Source organism: Paenibacillus sp. P4_A9 (assembly GCF_056402415.1).
Genome location: NZ_JBFUHL010000032.1, coordinates 15,693 through 35,933, shown reverse-complemented (window position 1 = coordinate 35,933; position 20,241 = coordinate 15,693). Strand labels below are relative to the sequence as shown.

Annotated in this window: 20 protein-coding genes; all 20 read right to left on the bottom strand. The window is 47.6% G+C overall.

What is annotated here, in order from left to right; genetic code table 11:
• Positions 1-57 precede the first annotated feature (57 nt).
• A complete protein-coding gene (locus AC1DVJ_RS19320; RefSeq protein WP_477592861.1) occupies positions 58-1,218 on the bottom strand; it encodes a glycerate kinase in 1,161 nt (386 codons plus the stop codon).
• 36 nt (positions 1,219-1,254) lie between these two features.
• The gene (locus AC1DVJ_RS19315) at positions 1,255-2,130 is read right to left on the bottom strand and encodes an SMP-30/gluconolactonase/LRE family protein (protein ID WP_477592860.1); all 876 of its coding nucleotides are present in this window, start codon (positions 2,128-2,130) and stop codon (positions 1,255-1,257) included.
• Positions 2,131-2,172: 42 nt separating this feature from the next.
• Complete coding sequence (locus AC1DVJ_RS19310) at positions 2,173-3,036, bottom strand: fumarylacetoacetate hydrolase family protein (protein WP_477592859.1); 864 nt, start codon at positions 3,034-3,036, stop codon at positions 2,173-2,175.
• Between the two features lie 32 nt (positions 3,037-3,068).
• A complete protein-coding gene (locus AC1DVJ_RS19305; protein WP_477592858.1) occupies positions 3,069-5,300 on the bottom strand; it encodes an RIFT barrel domain-containing protein in 2,232 nt (743 codons plus the stop codon).
• A gap of 18 nt (positions 5,301-5,318) precedes the next feature.
• A complete protein-coding gene (locus tag AC1DVJ_RS19300) occupies positions 5,319-6,752 on the bottom strand; it encodes a sulfatase family protein (RefSeq protein ID WP_477592857.1) in 1,434 nt (477 codons plus the stop codon).
• The gene (locus AC1DVJ_RS19295; RefSeq protein ID WP_477592856.1) at positions 6,749-7,906 is read right to left on the bottom strand and encodes an oligogalacturonate lyase family protein; all 1,158 of its coding nucleotides are present in this window, start codon (positions 7,904-7,906) and stop codon (positions 6,749-6,751) included. The genes AC1DVJ_RS19300 and AC1DVJ_RS19295 overlap by 4 nt, the downstream gene beginning before the upstream one ends.
• Positions 7,907-7,926: 20 nt before the next feature.
• Positions 7,927-8,841, bottom strand: a complete 915-nt coding sequence (locus tag AC1DVJ_RS19290; protein ID WP_477592855.1) for an aldose epimerase family protein — start codon at positions 8,839-8,841, stop codon at positions 7,927-7,929.
• Positions 8,841-9,098, bottom strand: coding sequence for a YciI family protein (locus AC1DVJ_RS19285; protein WP_477592854.1), 258 nt, complete (start codon positions 9,096-9,098; stop codon positions 8,841-8,843). The genes AC1DVJ_RS19290 and AC1DVJ_RS19285 overlap by 1 nt, the downstream gene beginning before the upstream one ends.
• Complete coding sequence (locus tag AC1DVJ_RS19280) at positions 9,095-9,862, bottom strand: SDR family NAD(P)-dependent oxidoreductase (protein WP_477592853.1); 768 nt, start codon at positions 9,860-9,862, stop codon at positions 9,095-9,097. Before AC1DVJ_RS19280 ends, AC1DVJ_RS19285 begins: the two co-directional genes overlap by 4 nt.
• Before the next feature lie 16 nt (positions 9,863-9,878).
• Complete coding sequence (locus AC1DVJ_RS19275) at positions 9,879-10,892, bottom strand: zinc-dependent alcohol dehydrogenase (RefSeq protein WP_477592852.1); 1,014 nt, start codon at positions 10,890-10,892, stop codon at positions 9,879-9,881.
• A gap of 5 nt (positions 10,893-10,897) precedes the next feature.
• Positions 10,898-11,866: a C-terminal binding protein gene (locus tag AC1DVJ_RS19270; RefSeq protein ID WP_477592851.1), complete on the bottom strand. Its 969-nt coding sequence runs from the start codon at positions 11,864-11,866 to the stop codon at positions 10,898-10,900.
• Between the two features lie 26 nt (positions 11,867-11,892).
• Positions 11,893-12,690 carry a creatininase family protein gene (locus AC1DVJ_RS19265; protein WP_477592850.1) on the bottom strand — a complete coding sequence of 266 codons (798 nt, stop codon included), beginning with the start codon at positions 12,688-12,690 and terminating at the stop codon, positions 11,893-11,895.
• Between the two features lie 34 nt (positions 12,691-12,724).
• On the bottom strand, positions 12,725-14,032 hold the full coding sequence (locus AC1DVJ_RS19260) for an aspartate aminotransferase family protein (RefSeq protein ID WP_477592849.1): 1,308 nt from the start codon (positions 14,030-14,032) through the stop codon (positions 12,725-12,727).
• A complete protein-coding gene (locus AC1DVJ_RS19255; protein ID WP_477592848.1) occupies positions 14,029-15,507 on the bottom strand; it encodes a M81 family metallopeptidase in 1,479 nt (492 codons plus the stop codon). Before AC1DVJ_RS19255 ends, AC1DVJ_RS19260 begins: the two co-directional genes overlap by 4 nt.
• Before the next feature lie 46 nt (positions 15,508-15,553).
• Positions 15,554-16,402, bottom strand: coding sequence for an SMP-30/gluconolactonase/LRE family protein (locus AC1DVJ_RS19250; protein WP_477592847.1), 849 nt, complete (start codon positions 16,400-16,402; stop codon positions 15,554-15,556).
• A 27-nt stretch (positions 16,403-16,429) separates the two neighbouring features.
• Complete coding sequence (locus AC1DVJ_RS19245; protein WP_477592846.1) at positions 16,430-17,197, bottom strand: IclR family transcriptional regulator; 768 nt, start codon at positions 17,195-17,197, stop codon at positions 16,430-16,432.
• A 114-nt stretch (positions 17,198-17,311) separates the two neighbouring features.
• Complete coding sequence (locus AC1DVJ_RS19240; protein WP_477592845.1) at positions 17,312-17,914, bottom strand: carbohydrate-binding family 9-like protein; 603 nt, start codon at positions 17,912-17,914, stop codon at positions 17,312-17,314.
• Positions 17,915-17,929: 15 nt separating this feature from the next.
• Positions 17,930-18,301 (bottom strand): RidA family protein, encoded by a 372-nt coding sequence (locus AC1DVJ_RS19235; RefSeq protein WP_477592844.1) that lies wholly within the window; start codon positions 18,299-18,301, stop codon positions 17,930-17,932.
• Between the two features lie 30 nt (positions 18,302-18,331).
• Entirely contained in the window at positions 18,332-19,420 is a 1,089-nt protein-coding gene (locus AC1DVJ_RS19230) for a hypothetical protein (protein WP_477592843.1), read from the bottom strand.
• A gap of 28 nt (positions 19,421-19,448) precedes the next feature.
• Entirely contained in the window at positions 19,449-20,195 is a 747-nt protein-coding gene (locus tag AC1DVJ_RS19225; RefSeq protein ID WP_477592842.1) for an SDR family NAD(P)-dependent oxidoreductase, read from the bottom strand.
• Between the last annotated feature and the right edge of the window lie 46 nt (positions 20,196-20,241).

Genomic DNA, 20,241 nt, shown 5'->3' with positions numbered 1-20,241 from the left:
TAATAATCCATAATGATCATATCCTTTCAAGAAGGATGGATACGTTTAGCTCCTAATTTATTCGTTGAAATGATTTATGCCCTTCCTTCTCCCGGCTAAAAACGTACGCATGACTTGCTCTGCTTTCTGCGCTAACAGCTCAGGTGTACGACTCATCGCCTCCTGAAGTGATATCGGTCCGTCCACGATACTATGAATACTCGTCATGCCATATTCATAAAGCTTCTCAATCCCTTGTCCGACTGAGCCTGATAGGACGATGACCGGAATGCTAAGTTGCCCCGCAGCCTGCGCAATCCCCATCGGCGCTTTGCCGAAAGCGGTCTGGGCATCCGTCTGCCCTTCGCCGGTAAATACGAGATTTGCATCCTGCAGATGCTCATCAAGCTTGGACATCTCAATCACCACATCGATCCCACGTTTTGTGCTCGAGGGAAAGAACGCTTGAAACGCACCGCCAAGCCCTCCCGCTGCACCAGCCCCCGGCAGCTGATGAACAGCTGTACCGGTATGCGTTTCCATGATGTCGGCCCAATGAGAGAGCGCTCCATCTAGCGCTTCAACCATCTCCGGCGTCGCACCTTTCTGCCGTCCGAAAACATGCGATGCTCCTTGTGGGCCGATAAATGGATTCGTGACATCTGATGCAACAGTAAATTGCGATTCACTTATGCGCTCATCCCACCTGGAGGCATCGATGCGCTTAATGTGAAGCAAGGCTTGTCCTCCAACGCCAATCTCACGCCCTGCCTCATCCAAAAGCTGTAAGCCCAGAGCTTGAAGCATGCCGCAACCACCATCGTTCGTCGCGCTGCCGCCTAGCGCAAGTATGAAGGAACGATATCCCTGATCGAGCGCATGCCGGATCAATTCACCGGTACCGTACGTTGTCGTTACCATTGGATTTTGGTGCTCCGCTGGAACTAAGATTAATCCGGAAGCCGCCGCCACTTCAATCACACACGTGACGCCGTCTCCGAGGACGCCATACGTAGCCGTCACTTCATCTTGCAGCGGGCCTTTCACAGGAACGGAAATCTTAACGCCTTGCGTTACCTGAACAAGGCTATCCACCGTTCCTTCTCCTCCATCCGCTATAGGAATAAGGACAGTTTCTGCCTCTGGCATAACCCGCAGAATTCCGTCTCTTATCGCCTTGGCTGCCGTTTCTGAGCTAAGGCTGCCTTTAAACGAATCTGGAGCAATCACGATTTTCATAAGTCAGCCTCCCCGTCGGACAACCCATTCCGATATTTACCCAAAATAGTAAGTCTGGGCTCCACGCACTTCGGTATCCACGGCAAAGAGCGCCCCCGCATGAGGTTGGCTAAGCAGCTCTTCGGATGTAAGACCGCATGAAGCCGTTGTAATATACAGTGTTCTAAGCTCTGGTCCTCCGAATACGCATGAAGTGACGAGCGCTGCTGGAACTGGAATAAGTTCGAGACAATCCCCCGTATTCGGGTTCCATCTGGAGACCTGCCACCCATTCCAATGCGCAATCCATAGCATGCCTTCTGTGTCTATAGTCATTCCATCTGGCCAACCCTCAACAGATTTGAAATCAATTGCACAGCGAGGATTCGTGATATTCCCCGTTAAATTGTCATAATCAAAGGCCTTCACTTGTTCTGACGCGCTATCGATATAATACATCGTCTTATTATCCGGACTCCAAGCTAACCCGTTCGAAATCGTGACGTCATCCAGCTTCTTGCGGCACTCAAAGTTTGTATCCAGGCAGTATACGCTTCCCATTCCCGGAGCATCGTCAAGGTCTTTCGTGCCTGCCCAAAACCGCCCCTGCGGATCACATTTTCCATCGTTGAAACGATTGTTAGGAATATGTTCCTCAGGATCATATATAGGTGTCAGATTTCCATCCTCTAACGAAAGTGAATGGTAGCCCTTATTCGTGACAACTAGAAGACCACCGTTTTTACTCGGTACTACCGCACTTAATGCTTGTTCGAAGTGATAAACATTCTGCCGTCTGGAAGCTGGTTCCATGACATATAGATTGTTGCTTAGGATATCTACCCAAAATAATAATCCATTGTGTGCGTCCCAACTGGGACCCTCTCCTAATAATGCTTTAACGTCTGCAACTACTCTAAGCGAATAAGCCACTATAACGAGCACCCCTTCCAGACATTCTCTGTCACCACACCATTAGCAATCTGCTACAAAAGTATTTCGCAGTGTACCAATTCCCTCAACCGTCGCTTCAACAACATCACCAGGCTTCAACCATACCTGAGGCTTCCTGCCCATTCCGACTCCCGGTGGTGTTCCCGTACTGATGATATCACCAGGTTGAAGCGTAATCGTATTAGAAAGAAACGAGATCAAATGCGGAACATCAAAAATTAATTCCTTCGTGTTCGAATTCTGCATCACTTGTCCGTTCAACGTCAGTGAAATGTTCAGGCTTCCTGGGTTTTCAATCTCATCCGAAGTAACAATCCAYGGACCTGTCGGCGCGAACCCATCTATCGCCTTCCCACGAGTCCATTGTGGTTCGTTAAGCTGAATATCGCGGGCACTGACGTCATTCAACACCGTATATCCGAAAACGTAATCCATAGCCTCTTCTTTGGTTACCCTTTTTGCCGTTCTGCCAATGACGACTGCAAGTTCAACTTCGTAATCACATTGCGAGACTTCCCTCGGAATCGTAATGTGATGCTGGTGCCCTATTAAACAGTTGTTGTACTTTGGAAAAAGTACAGGAACTTTAGGCACCTGCATATTGGATTCGATGACATGATCGTGATAGTTGAGTCCAATGCAAATAATTTTCTCCGGATCCGTCAAAGGTGAAGCTAGTTTGACATCCTCCAAAGGATAAACAGAGCCACTTTCCGCAAGTGCAGTGAGGTATTCTTTGGCACTCTTGCCAGAATCGGCAAGTTGACGTATCACATCACGTGCACTGCCAGATACGTTTAATGCTTGAATCGTATTCTCGTCTTTTAAAACTCCGACTTGCAACATATTGGGGTTATGCTTTGTGTAAAATTGCAGCAGTTTCATAGTATTTTTGTCTCCTCTGATTCATTCCGATTTTATATTTTGAAGTCGGCCTTTATGATTGTGTGATAATAATAGAAGATCGGGTAGTAGTATTGCGCAAACTTCTTCGGACTATCTCCCCAGAAAATGAGTGCATCGCCGGAGATTTCTCTATTCTCTCTCTCTCCATCTCGGATATCAATGCCTTCGCGGAACGTGGCTCGACCCGCTTCCAGAAACTTCACATTGCCGGTAAATTCATAGGCATGAGACAACGCCTCTAGACAGATCGGATTGCTGTGAAGTTTCTGCGTACTAGGTAACTCTTTATAGTAAAATAAGCCCGTTTCTTTCACATAGCAATGCTCTAGATAATCGTCCATCACGTCCACGATCATTTGCTTGATCCGTTCCTGTGGGCGGATTCGATAATAGCGCATCAAGCTGTTGACAGCCACGCAAATCATGAAGCCTGACCGATAAACCGTATGATCCGTAGCGGGAGACAAGAATGTGCCGTATTTATTTTTCCAAGTTTCAAAATGATCGACAATGCGATCTGCCGCATGCAGCCATTTGTCTTCATAGGTTTCATTATATAAGGCTGTCAGACTGCGAAGCGCCCATCCGCTTTCTCTAGCCGCAATCCCTCCCTCACCTTGATATCGGGGAGTACTAAGGATTCTACATATGTTGTCACCAATACCAATGGCGGCCACAAGCGCGGATTGTTCGCCAGTCATGTGATAATAATCAAGTAGGCCTTCAACCCATTCATGACATATTTTCACACTGCCCGTTACATGCTTTGCTGAATGCATGATTTGCCCAGATTGACGCAAAGGATCTTCGCTAAAATGGCAGATATCAACATCCATCCAGTGTTCAGCGCCCCTCAGCATGTAATCATAGAATCTTCTCCTTCCGGTTCTCGCGAACAAATGCATCATGGCATGCGGAAGGTCATACTCGTTGTTAACCCAAACCCAATCTCCACCGCCTCTACCTTGGAACGTATAGCCCTTGTCAGGCGCATCGCCCCAATGCAGCATGCCGAAGGTTTTTGCACGGCCGTCCGCCATTCTATAAAATCCACGTTCTACCCAGTCGATGAATTGATCGCTTGGGATTGGCTCGATAATACCAGCACGCTCGTATGCTCCGGGCTCAAGCACGGGATGATCCGGCATCTGCATTTGCAGACTGCGCACGTTAACCTGCTCCAGTGTTTCTTCCGCTCCATGCACATGCAGGAAAAACCGATGGGTTTTGGCCATACCCTGCAGCATAGTGATTGGATGTCCAGCAGGGATGATGCCCACGTTTATTTCTGCGGATGTAACATCCAATGATTTAGGGAAATTTTGTTGTGCCTGGAACAGCGTAACACTAATTCCACCGCGATTCTCTTCATTCATATCTGCCCAGAATGTACCGCAAAATGTTTCCGGTATGTCATCGATAAATTCTTTCTTAATAGATTCGGCCGTAAAGGTATACGACAACCGTTCCCCCGTCACTCCGCTCTTAGACAACCTTTTATCAGCTCCGAAGCGGCTGATTCCCAGTCGAAGCTTTTCGGATTGCTGAATGTCCTGAGCAGATTGAATACGCAGCTCGGCAGCATGAATCACCTGCTCTTCTTCCAACTCCTTGTTGATGATCTGATAATCGATCATCAACCACGGTTTTCCGGCAAACGCATAGACCCGGACAACGAAATCGAACCAGCGATTCTCCTCCGTGCTAAGATGCTTTCCTTTCGCTTCAACAGAGCACCGAACAGGACCAGATTCGAGAACGCGCCAGCCTTCAGCGGAAATTTCGCATACATACTCATGGTTCGATGCATCTCGGAGCGACGGCCCTACTACGCTATGCGTGGGTAAACCACCTTTAAGCTTCAACGATTTGAATAAGCCTGTTTCGCCCGGAGCTGACAACTCGGCTTCCATCTCACCTGTAGTGATCACACACGATCCATTTCTTTGCTCAAGCCTGACCGGTTCCGATGGCGAAACAGTTTTACAATCCGTTGATATAGCGAATTGTTTGCCAAGATTGGCCGGAAGATCCGCAAGGAAGTGCAGCAGCAGCCATTTCACGGAGCCATCTGGCCACGTAGCTGTTACTCTGGTCTGAGTCGGTACGATCTCGTTGCCGTCTAGAACAGAAACTTTTGAGCTATCGGACAAAATTCCTTCCGCAAAAGGAACAGCAATCGTGCTTGGTTCTTCATGGCGTGGAAACTTGGAAAGCTTCTCAAAACTCAATGAAATGTTCATAGTATTCTCCTTTTTCCTCTAATTCTTGATACTCATTCTCATCTGTTTGTACTCGTCATCAATTCTCTTCCGTTCAGGATGGGTTTCTACCGTAGTTCTTTGTTTAAGCAAGCTTTGGCATTCCAACATATGCTCAATCAGTTTGCTTTTCAGATCGCTCTTTATGCCAAACAAAGTATCATCCTTCGATCTATTAGTAATCTCTTGTGGATCTTCCTGTACATCAAACAGTTCTTCGCCACCAGAAATATAATGAACATATTTATATCTACCGTCATACACCATGGAACGTCCTAAAAATTCGCTAAAAACGTAATCATTAATGGGCTTCTCAGGGTTCTCGATTAATGCCATTAAGCTTTTTCCTTGAACCGTTTTCGGTTTGGGCGCCTGACATATATCCAAGAACATCGGCATCAGATTAACCGTGCTTACCAGGGAATCGCATGTGCTGCCTTTCGAGATACCAGGTCCATACACAAGAAGTGGAACTTTGACCATCGATTCGTAAAAGAAATATTTATACGATAAACCATGGTCACCCAGCGCATCCCCATGATCGCTTGTAAACACGATATACGTATCTTCCAGCACGCCTTTTTCCCTTAATACATCCAACATCTTGCCAATGCCTTCATCGATCAGAGAGATGGTCGCATAGTAATGCTTCCGCCATCTTCTAATTTGCTCGGGGRTTGCCTTCGTAGGATCAATTCGGAAAACCGAATTATTCTCCGTATCCCTGCAGAATGCCAATTGTTCTTCTAACATATAGTTCGATTCTACAGAACCTTGAATCGGCTCAGGAATCTCACATTCTTCATACATATCCTTCATTTCTTCAGGCGGGTCATAGGGATCGTGCGGGCTTGGAAAACTAACCCAAACGGCAAAAGGCTCATCGCCATTCGTTCCCAGCCATTGTGCCGCGCTTTCTGCAACAAATACATCGGGGTGAAATTTCTTTTCATGAATAAAATAAGGTGCTCCGAGTGATTCCTGGTATTCAGGAAACTCAACTGGACTCGATCGATCCAATCCGTTGTGTTTAAGAAATGTATAGTGGTCATCCGGCAAATAAAAGTGCCGTTTATCCTCACAAATAATTCGCTCTTTAAAACCGCCTAGTTGATCCCAAGGAGTAAAATGCATTTTGCCAATCGCAGCCGTTTGATAGCCTTCCCTGCCAACGATCTCGGGCCATACCGGTGTCCCTTCAGGAAGATTGGTATCGTTGGATAATGTCCCGACGACAGAAGGATACTGCCCACACATCATAGCTGACCGACTGGGTCCGCATACGGGAGCTGTCACATAACAATTGTTAAATACCATGCCATTGCCAGCAATCCAATCCAGATTAGGCGTTTTCATAAAATCCAACCCATAACATGGTAGTGAATCTTGTCTTTGTTGATCCGTTGTAATAAACAATAAATTCTTTTTTTTCATTTTAAATTTACCTCCGTTAAATAGAGCTGTATCGTTCCGCTTCGATCGGAGGCGAATAAGATGCTGTCAGCCTTCCAGCTAAACGTCGGATGGCAATGCGACATCTGGGAGCCCCATGAGGTTTGGTGCGTACATAACGTTTCCAGCTCCGTTTGGCCGTTGTTCAGTGCAATGAGGACAATGTCATCAACTTCATCCCCGACCAATAGGCTGTTATCGTTGTTGGCATGATAATGGTTGCAGTAATGCGGCATCGGTATCGTCTTGATCACTTCGCCTTTCTCATCAGCCAACCCGATATAAGGCCTTTGCCCGTTTTCCTCCGCAACAATCGTAGCCTGCGTTCGCTTCGAGGTAATGGTGCCGTCATGCCCTTTTCTGCGATTATCGAAGAAAATCAAACCGTCTCGCGTCCAAAACTCATGCCCTACGGAATCGTCCTCCTCCTGCCTGAAGCAGGGAGTTACTTTACCTGAGGAAATTTCCAGCAGCCACATACGTTGATGAACCTGGTTCCACGGACCCTCATGACAGAACATGGCAAGATCGCTGCTATGAGGGGAAAATTGGAAATGCCCCAGCCAGTGGGTATCTTCGAAAGCATTATAGACCTTAGAGCCATCCATATGGGCAATCGTTACAAAGCCCCGTTTGATCGCGTACATCGTCTCTTTGAAGCCGGCATAGTTGTTGCCGTAGGTTATGGATACATCCTCATTGCGGCAAAAGCCCAACAGCTTTTTATCAGGACTTATAAAAGGAGACCATAACGTCATGCCTTCTGTTTCTTCGTAGACAACGGTTATCTCTCCCGTTCGGGTATTGACTTTTTTGATCTTGTTGCCGCAAACGTAGACTAACAACTCGCTATCTGGCGTCTTCGTGCTAAAGCCGGTATGGCCGACTCCTTCGGGCTCATCTGTCATTTGTGTAATAAAACCTGAAGCCAGATCCATCTTGAAAAAGTTGTACAGCCCCCTGTCACTGCCGCGATCGGAGAGAAAGTAAATCTCCTCATCTCCCAACGTAAATGAATTGTCCGTAAAATAAAGATGAACATTGTTGGAGGAGCCTTCGGTCAGTTGCCACACCTGTCTTCCCGTTTTTTCATCGTGGTACGATTGTTTTTCCGATGGATATACTTTACCTATCAATGGGCTCACTCCTTATGCTTTTAGCTGATTTCCAACATTAACTCCCACTCTCTGACGCCGCCGCCCGGCACGGACAAGCAGCTTTTCAAATCATGAGCAATGCTCAAATTATCCAAATACCCTGTCGCTGGCTCCAGCGCAAGGTGATAATGATCCTTCCAACCGCCGCCATTTATCCAAAAAGCCAAATAAGGTATCGTTTTCACATCAAAAATAAGTTTAAATTGTTCTCCGGTATCTTCCTCGAGAACGGAGCACCACCCCTCTTGAAGGGGTGCCTTAACATAAAACTTATCGGCTACGCCGGAATTGCGGGCAGGCATCATATTCATTGCTACTTCGGTCCCGTCCTCGCCGATAAATGCTGGCCATGCATGTTCCATGCCCCATTTTCCCAAACGCTGATCTAACGAAACGGTCGTTACGATTTGGTGGGCGGATGGCGGCAAACAGATGCGCATAGATTCCGTAGCAGCGATGATGGGATGTGGAGCCCATAAATAAGGCATATCATGCTCGCTCAAATTGGTTAAACGATAAGCAAAATGCACCTGACTACCTTTTAAGACCAGATGTTTCTCCAGTATGTAAGGTAATTGACGTCCATGAACAGCAGCATGCATCTCTAGGTCGGAAACTTTGTTGCACGCCCACGGCATGGCCCATACTTCCCCATGATCGGGAATTCGGACATGTTTCCATGGATCAACCGGATAAGAACAGCTATCTATGCTTGGAAATAATTCATCCCAACCGCATCGATCCCATTCCTCCCACAAGCTGCCGTAGCTAGGTTCGCGAAACTCCCCCCTTCCCTCAGGTCGATCCATCCATTGTTTTCCCGTCTTTTTATTGATGAGCGAACAGATTTTAGTTCCGAGTGCAGGAATAATATCAATCAACAGGTACTCATTTTCTAAGCGGATTTGTTCCATCATACAATGAGCAATTCGTGAAATTCGCATGAGCGCGCGCCATGGATTACGAATGGGTCTTGAGTGGCAAGCTGTTCAGCTTCTTCCAAGGAATGAGCGTTGTAAATAACCATGCCTCCGGATCCGTCTACAAAACGAGCTTTGAGATAAATGAAGCCCTTCTTTTCCAGGTCTTCCAGATAAGCCAAATGGGCCGGTCGATGGCGCTGATTCTTTTCCTCGTCAAGCATCGGTAAAATCGCAATGAACTGTTTCATAGTTCAGCCAACATCCCTCCGTCAATAACTACACCTGTGCCAATCATAAATGGCGCCTCGTCGCTTGCCATAAAGCAAATAAGGTTGGCAACTTCCTCAGGTTTTCCTATGCGTCCCAGCGGCTGGGCGTCTTTCCATTCCTCACTTAAATCAGCGCCATGCATTCCGCCCAATTCCGCATATCTGTTCAACATGCCAGTATCTGTCGCGCCTGGAAGAACCGCGTTGACGCGAATCCCCTTTTTTGCATAATCGATTGCCATACTTCTTGTCAAAGCCATCAGCCCACCCTTTGAAGCTGCGTAAGCTGCATAGTTTGAAATTGTTGCTTGCGCGTGAACGGAAGCGACGTTAATAATAACGCCTCCACCACTGTTTATCATGTGTGGAATGCCGTACTTGCCTAACAAGAAGGCGGATGTTAAATTCACATTGATCGTGTTGTGCCACTCCTCCTCGGACAAATCTACAACTCCAAGCAAGGATTCGATCGCAGCGCTATGGACAATGCCATCCAGCCTGCCATAGGTATCAACAGCAGTCTGGATCACTCTCTGTATATCGTCAGACTGTCCCACATCGGTTTTGACGAAAATAGCTTTTCCTGCCGAGCCTTCCATCTGCTCTAACGTTTCCATGGCGTTCTTTTCAGAACGGTTGGCAATGACGACGTTGGCTCCTTCTTTGACCAAACGTAGGGAAGTAGCTCGGCCTATGCCGGTTCCGCCGCCGGTAACAATGAAAACTTTTTTCTCAAAACGCATGGTATCAGCCTCCTTATTAAGGTTGTAATATAATTTTGCTGAATGCTGTTTTACCTTCCACTAAAGCCTGAAAACTGTCGTCTCCATCAGACAAACTACGTTTCGCCAGCCAACCTTCCGTTCTGATTTTCCCGCTGACCAGCATCTGCACCGCATGTTTAAAATCCGCATCGGTATAGGAATAGGAACCAAGAATGTTAACTTCTTGCCGCACAAGATGATTCAATTTCATTGGAGATTCATCGCTTCCTAAGCCAACCAGAACGATGTTTCCACCAGGATTAATGAGTTGCAGCGCTTGCTGTCTTACTGCGGTTGCACCGACGCAATCAATAATCGTATCGATTCCCCACTGAGCGAACAGCTCAGTCACTTTGTCTTCCACTTGTTCAGGCGTCGCAACCTCAGCACCCAGAAGCTTGACATGATTCAGCCGCACTTCCTGCCGATCCACGACCAACACTTTATTCGCACCCATATTCAATGCCGCCTGCAAAGTCAGCAAGCCTATCGTCCCTGCTCCATAAATAATGAGATCATCCAAATACGGAAGACCAAGCTTTATTGCATGGATGCATACCGCTAGCGGCTCCGCCAACGAGGCAACAGAGGAATCCATTTCCTTGGGTATTGAATACAAGCTGCTTAAAGGTACAGTCACGTACTCAGCGAAAGCGCCTGGCCGATGAATCCCTATCAGTTCACGATGACGACATAGATTGCGCTTGCCTATTATGCAACGGTCGCAAGAGCCGCAAGAAATAAGCGGATTGGCTACAACTTTGTCTCCTATGGAAAAACCTAGAGTTGAGCCTGCTCCATGATGGATGTCAACAATCGTGCCACAAAATTCGTGCCCCATAATTAACGGCGGAATTCTCACACTGCTATGACCCAGATAACCTTCCAATTCGCTGCCGCAAATCCCTGCGGCCTCGACCTTAATGATGGCCTCTCCTAGAAGCGCGCGCGGATCTTCCATGTCCTTAATGCTTAATTGCCTCGGTCCGTTATATACCAGTGTCTTCATGCAGACTAGACCTCCACACCGTTGACGATATGCTTGGGACGTTCTCCGCTCAATATACGTTTAACTTCCAAAGCCGCATGGCGTTGCAGTCGGTTCACTGAACTTTCCGAATACCAAGCGCAATGGCTTGTAATAAAACACTGCTCTATTTGCAGCAGGGGACTGTCCGGTGAAACGGGCTGCTGTTCCAGTACATCCAATGCTGCGCCGGCAATCTGGTTATTCGTTAGCGCTGCAATCAGGCTTTCGGTGTGAACGACCGCTCCCCTGGACGTATTGATCAAATAGGCCGTTGATTTCATTCGCTCAAAGGCATCCTGATTGAAAATATGCTTCGTATCAGGCGTTAAAGGAAGATGAACCGAGATCATATCACTCTTTTCTAGCAATTCATGCCAATCGACCTTCTGCGTGTTCATTTGTTCAAAAACAGGCTGCTGCACATAGGGATCGTAGCCGATCGTGTTAATTCCGAAGCTTTGCGCTCTTCTTGCTACATCTTTTCCGATATTCCCGAAGCCAGCAAGGCCTAATGTTTTCCCTTGAAGTCCCATAATAGGGCTGCACGGCGTTATTTGCCATACACCTCTGCGTACTTGTGCAACAATTTGCGGAATTTTGCGAACGCTCGAAAGCAGCAAGGACATCGCATGATCGGCAACTTCCCCAGTCCCATAGTCCGGAACATTGACAACAGGAATATGTCTTGCCTTGGCCGCTTCAATATCCACATTGTCGACACCGACACCGTACCTGACGATGATTTTACAACGCTCCAGGCTGTCTATGACTTCCTTGGTAATCGGTGCTCTTTCCGCTATAATCGCATCAGCGTATTTCGCCAAATGCAGCACTTCTTCTGGCGTTTTGCATTGACCCGAAATAAGTTGGGCGCCAATTGGCAGCAATATGTCTTCTTCTTGCTTTAAATCTGGAAACCCGTAATCCGTCACCACTACCGTGAATTTCGTCATCAATTACACTCCTTTTTCGTGCGTTTTTAAATGCTCCTCATAGTTCCATCTTCTGCTGACATTGTCGCATAGCAATCTACGAACCACTCAGCCACACCTTCTACGATTGCAGCTAAATATGACTGTCCTTGCTCGGCAGAAGCGGCCTCACTGCTGTCCGTAATGCCATCAGCGCCAGTTAACTTGCCATGGCAGCCGATAAACGTGCCAGCTCGCCCGCCAAATATCCAATCCAGCTCGGGATGCTCCTGCGGAATAAGGTCCTTACGAACAAGACGCTCATTAAGCGCAAGCATCAGCGAGGTTTCAAAACGACCGGCATGTCCTGCCACCATCCCCCGATTTTCTTCCCGAGCAGCACTAATCGCTTGCCCAGCTGCGTTCCAATAGGAAGCGGAAGCGACCCACACCGGATGCTGAACAGCTAAATCCTGTGCCGCCTGGTTCATGATGTTGGCATTGCCGCCATGCGAATTAATAAAAATGATTTTGCGGAATCCGTCCTTGATCAAGCTTTCTCCGATTTCCTTGAGCATCCGTAAGTACGTTTCCGAGGAAAACGATAGGGTACCACCAAAGGCAAGATGATGACTGGAGCATCCGATCGACAATTGCGGAGTCAGGAGCAGCTTCGCTTTTCCTTCTGCTGTCGCTTTACGCACAGCCTCTGTGCTCACATGCTCGCAAATCAGGCTGTCGGTATAGACACTAAGGTGCTTTCCGTGTTGCTCCGTTGCCGCCAGCGGCACAACTGCGGCGTAACCGGCTCTTGCGCATTCCGTAATTTCTTCCCGTGTCAAATGGTGAAATAGGAATGTATCCATATCGTGAACCTCCATTTAGGGTATTTAGCTGGAATTATAAGTGAACCAACACGCGATCCATTGCAAGCAATGTTTCTTCAATATCAGATTTAGCGTGTGCGGTAGAAATGTACCACAAACCATTCGGACGAAGTAATATGCCTTCGTCCAACATCAATTCTGCAAAGCGGGTATATTTGGCAGAGTCGCGTTTGTTGAAAGTATCGAAATCGTTAACCTCCGATGCATCAATAAACATCATGTGAAGCACAGGACCAATTTGGTTGACTACGCCAGAGATACCATGCTTGCCCAGCAATGCGCGTATACGCTTAGCAAGCTCTATAAATAGTGCTTCCATTTGTTCATAAGCAGCACCGTTGTCTTGCGAAAGGTGGCTTATTGTAGAGATTGCTGCTGCGGTAGAAACACAGTTTCCGTTCAGCGTACCCAGATGGCTCACTTTACCATCATCCACGAGCTTCATAATCTCAACTTTTCCAGCTACCGCACTGATGGCGATGCCGCCGCCCATTGCTTTGCCGATAACGACCAAGTCAGGCAGGATACTGAACCTTCCATGAGCGCCTCCCAAACTAAGTCGAAACCCGGTAATCACCTCATCCATAATCATGACGATATGGAGCTCTTCGGTCAGCTTGCGGATCAGCTCTAGATAGCCTGGCATAGGCTGTATGCAGCCGGAATTGCACATTACCGGCTCAGTAATGACTGCTGCGATTTCATGACCACGTGTGCGGAGCATAGATTCTAAGGCAACAGGATCATTCCAAGGAAGTAAGATGATATCATCTAGACTATTTTCGCTTTGTCCGAAAGTACCAGGAGGGATTTTAGAAACTTTGTCGTCGGAGGTCTTTTGACTCATATCAGAGCTGGGAAAAGAAGTGAAAATCGAATCTGACCAACCATGGTAATGTCCATGGAAGCGCACGACCTTTGTTTTGTTCGTAAATGCACGAGACAATCGGAGCGCCAGCATAACAGCTTCAGTTCCGGAGCCGCTCAACGAGACTTTCTCAGCACAGGGAATTACCTCTGTTAGCAATTGAGCCAACTCAATTTCACCTTCATGTTGAAGACCGAAGGTATATCCATTATGCAAGGCTTGCTGTATGCTTTCGGTCAGGCCGTCATGTGCATGACCCAGAATTAATGGACCGTAGGCAAGCAAATAGTCGATATATTCATTGCCATCCACATCCCAGATGCGAGCCCCTTTCGCTGACTCTGCATACAAGGGGGTTGGTTTCATCGATGCACGCAAAGAGCTGGCTACCCCGCCTGCAAGATGCTGTTTGGCTGCTTGATGCTTAGCAATGGATTTTTCATAGGTTCTCATTGGGATTCCTCCATGTACGAAATAGGATCAAGCGGATAAATAGGACGAGTTAGTTGTTCATATTGAAAGTGAAATAGATTTTCTCCACAACAGCCTGGCGTATCGACCTGTATGATTTTTTTACACATGGTGCCAAAAGCCGTCTTCCAAGCAATGGCGGATTTCACAACGATGGCATGAAAGTCTTCTGCACGTAAACCTACAGACGTGACATGTCCAAGATCCCATGGTGCGGTACGTTTTTCCGTTAAAATAACGGTTAGATTTCCGGCTTCGATGACAGCCGTTTTGCCCATATCCGCCCATTGTCCAGTCATATAAGGACCAATATGGGTGTATTTACCATCGAACAGCAGACGAATGACGCCTGAAATTGGAATCGGCTCGCCGTTCATTTTGTCGCTTTTACCGCCAATTTTTGCATCAAAAACAGCACCAACACCTTGTCGATGGGCAAATTGGGCAGCTTCTATATCGCGAATCACCATGAGGCATTTTTTGGGTGCGTTGATGAGATGCTTTAATACGTTTGTTGCATCCGCTGGGGCGCCTCCGCCTACATTATCTGCACCTTCTACGAGGATGACGGGTCCCTGCTCTTCGGTAAAGGCCATCGCAACAGCTTCAGCGGCCGGGTATCCATTGCTTTTTAGCTGATCTCGGAGTTCCCATGCCATTCGGCTAAGCTCTTGCGCATAGTGATCGGCAAGCGGTTGATCATTATTCGTCGTCACCACAAAAGCAACGCCAGCATCAGGGACATCACTGTAAGGAAAGCCTCCTGCTACGGTCACATTGAGTACCTTCGGGTCACGTTCTATGGCGAATGCGCAATCCATCAATTCCTGCATCGGACCTGCGACATCAGTCAACATCACCTGCGGTACAAGGAGCAGACGAGGTTGAACGAAGGCACTCACAGGCTTGATCTCTCCGCGGATTGTCTGCGCTAACAACTGAACAGCCTCTACGCCTCTCTCATAGGCATCGATATGCGGATAAGTGTCATATCCGACAATGAGGTCGACGTGTTCCACCATGTGCTTGCTGATGTTGGCGTGCAGATCTAGGGTGACGGCAATGGGTTTGGAGGAACCTGCCTTTTCTCGGATGCGGCGAACAAATTCACCTTCCATGTCTGAAAATCCTTCGGCTACCATGGCACCATGCAGAATGGCAACGATGCCATCAGCTGATAAATCAATAGAGGAAACCACGGAATCAAATAGCGCCTCCATTGTTCTACGGCTGACCATTCCGCTTGGAGCAGCCGCGGTATACAAGCCGCATGCTATTTCTGCGTGCTCCAACCGCGCCCCTTCGATAACCCCCCCCATGGATGTCCGCGTATGCTCATATCTTTGATAAAAAAGTGCATTGCCTTGAATCCATTCTTGTGCGAAATCTTCCATCTCGGTCATACCTGGAGCAAACGTGTTCGTTTCATGAAAAATGCCGACAATTGCTAGCTTCATAAAGTTTCTCCTCCGTCTCGAGCATGATGAATATGGGGCAGTTAACTCAACCCTCTTGAAGTAACTGCCAGCACCTACCAGGAAGATCCGTTTGGAATAGTTGGATATTGCCAGTATCGGCTACTGTCACGTAACAACTACGTCCATCTGGTCCACCGAACGTCAAGTTCGTACAGTCTTTGCCTAACAATGGGACTTCGACAAGTACCTCACCGCTTGGTGAGATTTTGGCAATAGTGCCTTTTCCGTGACGGGTTACATAGAGATTTCCAGCTATGTCACAACGCATCCCATCCAGTCCGAAATCAGGGAATTCGATAAGGAGCCGTTTATTGCTGATGTGAAAATCCACTGATAAATCGTATGCCCAAATTCGGCGTTGTCGTGTCTCATTGACATAAAGCGTCTTCTCATCTGGACTGACTTCAATGCCATTTGTAGTTCCCATATTGGCTTCTAGTAAGACTGCCTTGCCATTTTCACTTGGATCAATACGCCAGAGCTGCCCCGTGGAGTCCTTCCAATTCGGGTCGCTAGCAAAAATAAACCCGCTTGAAGTAATCGCAAGATCATTCGGTTGATTCATGGCTGGTTCGTGAACAACTACAGAGATTTCGCGCGTCGCGATATCGACTTTGAGAACATTATGGCCGGTGGTATCGGCAATGAACAATTCGCCCAACCGGTTCGTACGCATCCCGCAGCCTGTGCCTCCATCTGCCAATTCAAGAAAGACGGAGCATTCAGCTGCAGGCGTTACTTTACCAATCGTATGTCTACGGGCAAAATTCACAGCATACAAATTGCCTTCTCGGTCGCAGGCAGGTCCTTCAATACTCTTCGTGAAACCAAAGGGTTCTGTAAAAGACCGAATCATAAAATTCGAATCACTCATTCAGCCAAGCTTCCTTTCCATCCGAATTTACCGATATACTTTGCGACCAAGTTCTTCGCAAGCCCGCTTGATCCATGCATGGACATTATCCCAGATCTCTTCCGTAATGCGCACCTCGGGAACGGATATGCTTATGGAGGCTACCGTTTGATTCGCAGCGTCAAGCACAGCTCCTGCGACACAATGCACACCGAGCACCGTTTCACCTAGGTTGTAACCAATACCTTGCTTTCTTACTTTATCTAATTCCAGTTTCAGCTCCTTTAAGGAGGAAATCGTTTTACTTGTCACTTGTTCCAGCTTTTCTTCTGGATAAAGTGCGTGTAATTCCTCTTCCGTGAAGTCAGCTAGCAGAATTTTGCCGGAAGCCGTTGCATGCAGGGGAAATACATCACTCTGATTAGGCGTAAAGCGCAAAGCCTGACTGCTTACTTTCTCTCCAAGATACAGCAGCTGGTTCCCGCTTCTCACGGATAAACTAACCGTTTCATTTAAATCCTCCGAGATCTTATCGGCAATCTGATAAAACTCGCCAGTCAAACTCGTATTCTGGATATAGCGATTGCGAATGGTAAACAATTTATAGCCAATACGGAATTGCTTGCCGGACTTATCGACCTCAAGGTACCCGCGGTTCAACATGTTCTGTAAAATTAAATAGGTGCTGCTTGGAGGCATGTCTAATTTTTTGGAAATTTCCGATAAATTATAGGAATCGGTCCCTCCCGTAAATAACTCGAATATGTCCAATACCCGGTCTGCTGATTTGACTTTATGCGCTTGATTTTTTTCCAATTCGTTTATCCCCCTTTGAAATCATTTCATCTATATGAAAGCGTTATATTCATTGTAGTGTAACCCATTGCTTATGTCTATTATCATAAAGTTTATGAAATTCACTTCATCCACTCACTCAAAAACGAGCATGCCGAATTTCGCTGGCACATGGAAATTCCTTMGTTCTCCCGTTGGCGACCAAGCCCAATAATGGCGCTGGCCTGTAGAATCTTCGTCAATTCGGTAAAGATTGATTCTCCATTTCATGCCCGGAGCAGGCGGGGGGTCGAAGGAAGTGATAGGAAGTGCCATGTCGTACACGGCCTTCCCCTCCTCTGGCCAAGTTACCTGTGTCAGCAATCCGTCCAGATTCCAGCTAGCATCGACCTTCTGTTTCTGTCCCTCTTCTTTATCAATGAGGGCATCTAATACGACATTGCGGGGACTCAGCTCGAATTCTTTATAAAACCTGCCCGCCCCGCTTTCATCGATGAAGATCTCTACGACATCTTCCTTATATATGGGGTCGTCCCGATTCTCATAGGTGGCGACGATATGATCGTCGGCACATTCGAAGCGCACATGGAGATAGCTATCGGTGCGGCAAATTTTCACGGTTGTGTGTAAACGCGCCTGTTCTCCGGTTACGGTATCCACGAGCGGTATGCACCCTATTTCCTCCCAGCGCACTTCGGGTCCACTCTGATAGATGCAGTTGTACACATACGCTACCATAGCTTCTTCTCTCCCTTACTTCCGCCTCTGGGCAATGACATCAATTTCAACAAGCAGATCGTAATTCAAGTCACAATAAATAGCGGTGCGGCTAGGAAATGGGCTGGTGAAGAAACGTCTGTAAATGGAGTTAAATTCCTCATACAGCTTTCTATCGCTCAAATAAATATTACATTTCACCACATCGTCCAAAGTAAGTCCAGCAGCGGTGAGAATCTGCTTAATATTCTCCATCGTCTGAACGGTTTGTGATTCCAAATCACTGCCAACAACGGCGCCTGTCAGCGGATCAAGACCACCTTGCCCGGATACGAATACCAATGAATCCGTTTGGATAGCTGCAGAGATCGGCTTGCTGCTGCTTGAACTCATTACCTCAGTTCGCATAAATAGACCTCCATTTTTTTATAATAATAACTATCTCGTGTACGCAACGCCCCATGCATCTAAGGACAAGGTGCGCCCCAGATATAAGGATTCCATTGCCGTATTGATGAGGTACGTCGTCAACAGATTTCTTTCAATCGGGCAAGGAGGTGTGCCATAAAGGAACATCTCTTCGATCAGTTCGGTCAATCGATTAAAATGATTATAAGGACGCTCTCGCCCCGTATTGCAGTACGCAGCGATACTAGCGTCTGCCTGATCCTGAACAGCAAAGCTCCATCTGGTAGCGAATTTATCAAGTTGCGCTACATAACCCATCGTGCCGTCCTTGTATGTGACAACGAATAGCGCCGGATTCGGACATTCATTACGGGGATGTCTGCCAGATAACTCCGGCTCGAGTGCGAGAGCTTTCATCATCAGCTCCTCCGGCCATTCCGCCCGATCCATGGCTTGCCACATTTCATCACCAGCTAAGGCATGAACGGACGCAACACCCGTCTCGGCACCACGCCGATGCTCAGCCAGTACCTGCAACACTTCCATACCATGGAATCCGTAGGATTCATGCCCGCCATGGCTGACGACAAAGAACGTACGGCCTCCCTGTAGAAAGGAATGATCGAAGTGCGGCACATACTCCGTATAAGGTATGGAGGAACCAGCCATGAAAGGAATACCCCGACGCTTCACTTCCTCATAAATCCAGCGCGCATCCTCATTTTCGTAAGAGAAATGCTTATCAAGAAATATCGGTACCTGAATGCCATGACGATCCATCGCAGCTAACGTCTCTTTCATAAACCGCAGCCGTGGATACAAGTGCTGTTGTTTCTCATTCCAGGGATAATTCCCGTGCTCCCCGATGACCACAATGCCGTCGATTTTGCGCTCAGGAGCGCCCCAAGCGACCGCTTCCTCAATTGTAGCGCAGATGGATACACCATGTTTGGCGGACAGCTCACGACTCAAGTCTCTATCCGTTACTTGCTCAACATACATAGCGACTAGCTCAACTTGCGGTTCGTAGCCAAGCTCGCCTAGCAGCCTGCTCACTATCACATCTGCGTGCGAGTTGAGCTTATACTGGGTAATTATCGCTGCAACTCGCTTCTTCATTCGTCAGCCGCCTCCATTTTCGTCCATTTCATATCCGAATCCCTCCGTCGATGTTATACAGAGATCCCGTTATATAAGAAGAAACATCAGACAGCAGGAATGAAGCAAGCTCGGCCACCTCGTCTGGAGTACCGCTGCGCCCTAGCAAGATATTCTTGCGCATCTCTTCCATCTTTTCGGGCGACAGCTGCTTCGGTTCTTTAATGTCTCCCGGTACAATCACGTTAGCTCGTATGCCATGCACAGCATTCTCGGTAGCGATAACCTGCGTCAAGAAATTGATCCCGGCTTTGGACGACCCGTAGGCGCCTTCTCCTGCCCTCGGTTGTACGCCAAGGACGGAAGAGGTATTCACGATGGACCCGCCACCGGAATCTTGCATCAATAGGATCGCATGCTTGCAGATGAGAAATGTCGAAGTGAGCGTGCCTTGGATCACTTGATTCCAGTCCTCCAACGTATATACCGCAACCGGCTTTCGATTCTGCGTATAGCTATTATGGAAAGACCCATCCAAGCGGCCAAACTGCTCGCGGATTTGGTGGAACATGCTGGCGACCTGATCTCCATCGCTCGCATCAGCCTGCACGAAAAGCAGGCGATCTGGGCCATACTGCTCTTGAAGCGCAGTCATCCTGGGAGACGACTCCGCAGCTACCCAATCATTGGCGATGACCTTGGCTCCTCTGGCCAGAAACATCCGTACCGAGGCGAAGCCAATCTTGCCAAGCGCACCGGTGACAACAATCACCTTATCCTGAAGCGCTAAATTCATTCGATTACCTCCTGCTATAGACAATAGGGTATGTATCTGGCCCCAT

Bases quoted from the DNA above. Each gene is read 5' to 3' on its own strand.
- AC1DVJ_RS19235 (WP_477592844.1), bottom strand. From the start codon at position 18,301: ATGCGAACTGAGGTAATGAGTTCAAGCAGCAGCAAGCCGATCTCTGCA.
- AC1DVJ_RS19260 (WP_477592849.1), bottom strand. From the start codon at position 14,032: ATGAGAACCTATGAAAAATCCATTGCTAAGCATCAAGCAGCCAAACAG.
- AC1DVJ_RS19265 (WP_477592850.1), bottom strand. From the start codon at position 12,690: ATGGATACATTCCTATTTCACCATTTGACACGGGAAGAAATTACGGAA.
- AC1DVJ_RS19305 (WP_477592858.1), bottom strand. From the start codon at position 5,300: ATGAACATTTCATTGAGTTTTGAGAAGCTTTCCAAGTTTCCACGCCAT.
- AC1DVJ_RS19320 (WP_477592861.1), bottom strand. From the start codon at position 1,218: ATGAAAATCGTGATTGCTCCAGATTCGTTTAAAGGCAGCCTTAGCTCA.
- AC1DVJ_RS19250 (WP_477592847.1), bottom strand. From the start codon at position 16,402: ATGAGTGATTCGAATTTTATGATTCGGTCTTTTACAGAACCCTTTGGT.
- AC1DVJ_RS19290 (WP_477592855.1), bottom strand. From the start codon at position 8,841: ATGGAACAAATCCGCTTAGAAAATGAGTACCTGTTGATTGATATTATT.
- AC1DVJ_RS19270 (WP_477592851.1), bottom strand. From the start codon at position 11,866: ATGACGAAATTCACGGTAGTGGTGACGGATTACGGGTTTCCAGATTTA.
- AC1DVJ_RS19285 (WP_477592854.1), bottom strand. From the start codon at position 9,098: ATGAAACAGTTCATTGCGATTTTACCGATGCTTGACGAGGAAAAGAAT.
- AC1DVJ_RS19230 (WP_477592843.1), bottom strand. From the start codon at position 19,420: ATGAAGAAGCGAGTTGCAGCGATAATTACCCAGTATAAGCTCAACTCG.
- AC1DVJ_RS19225 (WP_477592842.1), bottom strand. From the start codon at position 20,195: ATGAATTTAGCGCTTCAGGATAAGGTGATTGTTGTCACCGGTGCGCTT.
- AC1DVJ_RS19280 (WP_477592853.1), bottom strand. From the start codon at position 9,862: ATGCGTTTTGAGAAAAAAGTTTTCATTGTTACCGGCGGCGGAACCGGC.
- AC1DVJ_RS19275 (WP_477592852.1), bottom strand. From the start codon at position 10,892: ATGAAGACACTGGTATATAACGGACCGAGGCAATTAAGCATTAAGGAC.
- AC1DVJ_RS19255 (WP_477592848.1), bottom strand. From the start codon at position 15,507: ATGAAGCTAGCAATTGTCGGCATTTTTCATGAAACGAACACGTTTGCT.